This window comes from Sphingomonas bacterium, from assembly GCF_903643065.1.
Lineage (GTDB): Bacteria > Pseudomonadota > Alphaproteobacteria > Sphingomonadales > Sphingomonadaceae > Sphingomonas.
Map to the genome: position 1 here is coordinate 1 of NZ_CAHJWX010000204.1, position 4,871 is coordinate 4,871.

Annotated in this window: 4 protein-coding genes; 2 read left to right on the plus strand and 2 right to left on the minus strand. The window is 69.9% G+C overall.

Annotation, left to right across the window (positions count from 1 at the left end; all coding sequences use genetic code 11):
* Positions 1-83 precede the first annotated feature (83 nt).
* Positions 84-962, minus strand: coding sequence for an exosortase V (gene xrtV / locus HUU95_RS08350; RefSeq protein WP_254602692.1), 879 nt, complete (start codon positions 960-962; stop codon positions 84-86).
* A gap of 205 nt (positions 963-1,167) precedes the next feature.
* Between xrtV and HUU95_RS08355 the strand changes: the two genes are divergently transcribed.
* Entirely contained in the window at positions 1,168-1,905 is a 738-nt protein-coding gene (locus tag HUU95_RS08355) for a glycosyltransferase family 25 protein (protein ID WP_174279700.1), read from the plus strand.
* A gap of 107 nt (positions 1,906-2,012) precedes the next feature.
* Positions 2,013-3,536 carry an oligosaccharide flippase family protein gene (locus tag HUU95_RS08360; protein ID WP_174279701.1) on the plus strand — a complete coding sequence of 508 codons (1,524 nt, stop codon included), beginning with the start codon at positions 2,013-2,015 and terminating at the stop codon, positions 3,534-3,536.
* A 71-nt stretch (positions 3,537-3,607) separates the two neighbouring features.
* On the opposite strand, the gene HUU95_RS08365 is transcribed toward HUU95_RS08360, so the two are convergent.
* On the minus strand, positions 3,608-4,871 hold a 1,264-nt coding region (locus HUU95_RS08365), incomplete at its 5' end, for an SGNH/GDSL hydrolase family protein (RefSeq protein ID WP_174279702.1).

Below are 4,871 nucleotides of genomic sequence, written 5' to 3' on the forward strand. Positions count from 1 at the left end.
CAGCGCGCCGCCGATCAGCGCCTGCCGCCGCGACGGCAGCGCTCCCGGCCGCGTCGTCTCGCGCGCGATCCAGCCTTCGTCCGTCATGGCGCCACTGCCCTTGCCGACAGGCGGCGGCGCAGCGGGGCCGCCAGGCTGTCGATCAAAAAGATGCCGAGCAGCGCGGTCACGAACATCGTCATGCCCGCCGCTTCATGAACAAATCCCTGCCCGGCCGCCTCGCCGAAATGATAAGTGACCAGCAGCAGCAGCAGCACCCGAACCAGGTTCGCGAGCACCGCGACGGGCAAAATACAGAGCACCAGCAACAGCATGTAACGCCAGTTCGCGCTGTGGCGAATGTAGCTGTAGAACAGGCCCAGCGCGGTGAGGCTGATCAGCGAGTTCATGCCCGCGCAGGCCGCCGCCACCAGCATCTCGTACTGGCCGATCTGGATGCTCACGCCCGATCCGGCGACCGGATAACCCAGCGCGCCGAGCAGCGTCACCGCCCAGCCCGACACCGCGATCTTGAGCGGCTGCGTCAGCAGCGCATAGAGCGTATCGGGGGGCGGAAAGGCGAACAGGAGGAAGATCAGCGGAAACCAGAGCCGGCGCAGCACCGGCCCGCCCACCGTCGCCAGGCCGGCCGTGAGCAGGATGGCGCACATCGCGGCGGCTTCCAGCTCGACGGTGCTGGTCACCCGCGCGAAGACGTAGAACGGCAACAGGACGGCGAGCAGCGCGACCGCGAGCACGGGCGAGCCGGGCCGGGCGACCGATCGCGCCGCCGGCCATTCGCGGCTCAGCAGCCAGACGCCGATCGCGAGCACGAGCGGGCCGTGCGCGCCCTGATCGGTGCTCCAGCTTTCGCGCGCGACGTGCGTCATCACCGGCGCGGCGAGCGCGCAGCCACCGAGCAGCAGCCACAGCGACACCGGCCATCGCCGCCATTGCGTCAGCCTGCCCTGGCGCGTCTCCACGATTGCCGAAATGAGCCACCCTCCCCGCCCATGTCGGATTGATGCCGACGGATCGTCCTATCCAAACGGCGCTTCGCTTGCAATCCAACGGTTTGACGGGGAACGGTGCCGATCCGGGACGAATGGCGCCTCCCGACCGGATACTTGCGCAATGTCGGCCGACCGGTCATCGTCCGGCCGGCCTTAGGCGCGAAAGGGTGACAGCGTGACGATCAACGCCGCGGGCGAGGCCCTGCTCCAGACCTTTGAGCGGGTCCGGATCATCAACCTGCCTGCGCGGCGGGACCGGCGGCGCGAGACCGCCAGGCAGCTCGCGCGACTGGGGCTGGCCGTTGATGGCGAGCGCGTCGCCTTCCATCCAGCCAGCCGCCCGACCGACGCCGGTCCGTTCACCACGATCGGCGCCCGGGGTTGCTTCATGAGCCACCTCGACATCCTCCACACCGCCGCCACCGACGGGTGCGCGAGCCTGCTGATCCTGGAGGACGACGTCGACTTCACGAGAGACGCCGAGCTGCGGCTCCCTACGACACTGGCGCGGTTGCGGCAGGAGGAATGGGGTTTGTTCTATGGCGGCTATCGGAACGCAGGTCCGCCCGTTCGCGGCGAAGAACTCGCGGCGGTGTCGCCGACGCTGACCATCGACACCTCCCATTTCGTCGGCTTCTCGGCGGCGACCATCGCGGCGGCCGCACCCTATCTGGCGCGAATGCTGGAGCGCGCGCCCGGCGATCCGGCGGGTGGACCCATGCACGTCGATGGCGCCTATAATTGGTTGCGACGCGAGCATTCCGATCTGGGCACCTGGCTCGCGCTGCCCGAACTGGGGATCCAGCGCCCGTCGCGCACCGACGTCCATCAATTGGGGTTCGCCGATCGAACGCCGCTGCTGCGCGAGATGACGGAACTCGCCCGCCAGATGGCCCGTCGCCTGCGGCGCTGATCCCGCCCGATCCGATGATCATGGCCGATACTTCGCCTTGAACCATGACCGTTGACTTCCGGGCGGCTCGGAGGGAACGGGCAAGGCATGTGTTCCGGACCGCGCCGATGAGCAACGATTCCGTCGCGCCTCGCGCGCGCGGCGTAATGAACTGGTCGGTGCAGCTGTGGGATCGCGTGATCCGCAATCCGTCGGCGATGATCATCGGCAACACGGGCGCGCAGAGCGTCCTGCGGATGGTGAGCAACGTCGCGCTCGCCCGGTTACTCCTGCCCAGCGCGTTCGGGCTGATGGCGCTCACCACGCTGATCCTGACCGGCATCACCATGGTGTCCGACGTCGGCATCGCGATCACGGCGCTGCGGGAAGGCGACATGAGCCGGGACGACGAGGATCGGCTGTGGACGATGCAAATGGTGCGCGGGGTCGGCGTGTCGGTGGCGATGCTGGCGGCCGCGGCGCCGGTGGGCTGGCTGTACGGCGATACACGCCTGCGTGACGTCCTGTTCGCGCTGGCGCTGGCGCCGCTCCTGCAGAGCTTGGCGAGCCTGTATCCCACGCTCGCGCTCGGCCAGCGCCGGCTGCTGCCGTCGACCCTGCTGGAGCTGGTCGGACGGGTCGGTGGCATGGTGCTGTCGGTCGGGATGGCGTTCATCACCCCGACGGTATGGGCGCTGGTGATCGGCTCGCTCGTGGGCACCGCCGTCCAGTCGCTGGGCGGCCACCTGATGGCGCGGCGCTGGCCGCGGCTGATCATCGACTTCCCCTACATGGCCCGGCAGTGGCGGTTCTCGCGCTGGATCCAGGCCTCCTCCACGCTGACCTTCGCCGGCGCGCAGGGCGACAAGGCGCTGTTTCCGTTCCTGTTCGGGCTGCCGGCGCTGGGCTTGTACGGCATCGGCAGCAACTTCGCGGCGATCCCCGCGCAGGTGACGCAGCGCTGGAGCGCCAGCGTCTACTACCCGCTGGCCGTCCAGTTCCTGACCGGCGGGGCCGAGCCGCGACGCCGGCTGCTGGCCGTCCGCACGACCATGCTGCTCTATACCGCCGTGCTGGTGCTGGCGCTGGCGGCGGTCGCGCCGGCGTTCTTCGGCCTGCTCTACGCCCGGCAATATCAAGGAGCGGCGCTGTTCGCGCAGATCCTGGCGCTGGGCGTCTTCTTCGACACCGCCGAATCGAGCCTGCGGCACTTTCCACTGGTCGAAGATACGCCGCGCTACGAGGTCTGGGTGGTGCTGGTCCGCCTCGCCGCCTTCGCGATCGGCGTGGCCGTGGTCTACGCCATCGGCGCCGGCGCGACGGGCTTCGCCTTCGCCTATGTGCTGGGCCTGGCCGTGGGTCATCTATACATGCTCGCGGTCTGCGTCCGGCGCGGCTATCTCCGCCCTCGCCTGGACCTGTTGATGACGGCGGCGCTGGTGGTCGCGGTGGTGGCGATCGACCGGCTGCCGGTGGCGAGCGGCATCGGGCCGCTGATCGCCTGGGGCGCCGCCATCGGGGTGGCCGGAACCGCGGCGCTGTTCGCCGTCTTCCGGTGGCGCGGACTGCCGTCCCTGTCCGCCGAGCCCGCGCCCGAGCTGCTGCGCGAGACGGCCGAAGAGGAACGGCATCTGTCAACCGAACGGGCGTGATCCGCGCGGCTCGTGGCTCGATCGATACGGCGGTGCCGCATCCTGATCGTCGGGCATGGGTCGGTGGCGCGCTAGGCCGCCAGCCTCGCCTGGACGGCCGGGCGGAAGCCGTTCGGGCCGTCGTCGATCAGCCCATAGCCGGCGGTCTGAAGGTGGAGGCTGTCCGCTTGGTAATAGGTGTTCGCGGCCCCGGTCGTCGGCGCCACACCCTGCACGCCGATGCTCGCGTCCAGGTGCAGCTTGACCAGCGTCGTGATCCCGGCGCGGTTGGCGGCGGTGTCCCAGAATGCGTTGTAGGCGACACGATCGGGATAGTGCGCCTGCCCAAAGCCATCGCCCCGGTCCGTCGAGGTGCCGAACAGCAGCTCGATACCGGGCGAGACGGCGGTCAGCGCGTCGATGAACGACCGTGCCGCCGCGATCGTCTGCGCCGGCGCGCTGCTCACATATTGCGCCTGATTGGCCCATTCGAACGCGCACACGATGTTGCGCGTGCCCGTCGCGGTCGGCGTATCGCCCAGTGACGGCAGCGTGCGGTTACGGAGATCGTCCATCGTGAAACCCGCGACTCCGAGCGCATCCCAACTGCCCCACGCCAGCCCGAGCCCCGCCTTGAGCTGGAACTGATAGCTGTTCGCGACGCCGACCGGATAACCGGCGGTCAGGCTGTCGCCCAGCATCGACACGATCCGCGCCGCGCCACCCGGCCGCGCCTGGCCGAGCAGCTCGCAGTAACGGCGGTGCACCTGCTTGAAGTCGGCGGCCGTGATCGCGCGGTTGAACACGATGACGGCGAGGATGTCGGCGCGGCCACCCGACAGGCTGCCCGCGTTCTTCCAGCCGCCGATCGTGATCTGGCCACCGGCCTGATCGGTGGTCGCGACCGCCGAGCCGTTGATCCCGTCCATCCAGAACTGCCGCGCGCCGGACCCGCTCCACCCGATCGTCCGCATCCCCGCGTCCGCGCAGTCGTACATCGAACCATAGCGGCCCGTCTGCGTCGGCGTCGCCTGGAGCAACAGCCCGGTGCCGTCGCCCGACGCGACCAGCACCGGGTTTACCTGACCCGCGCCGGCGGTCTGGATCGCGCGCGCCACGACCATGATCGCCCGTTCGCCACCGGTCATCGCGGCATTGGCGGCGTTCGCTCCCGCCGTCGCCAGCACCGCCGCGCCCGACAGCCGCACCGCCGGCAGCCCGCCGGAACTGGCCACGAAGCTGTGCGAAGCGCCGCTGTCCCCGGTCTGCCTCGCCACCGCGCCGCCGACCGCGTCCGTCCAGCTCGTCACCGCCGCACCATCCGCCAGCGCCAGCGTGGCCGGGTCCCACAGCGCG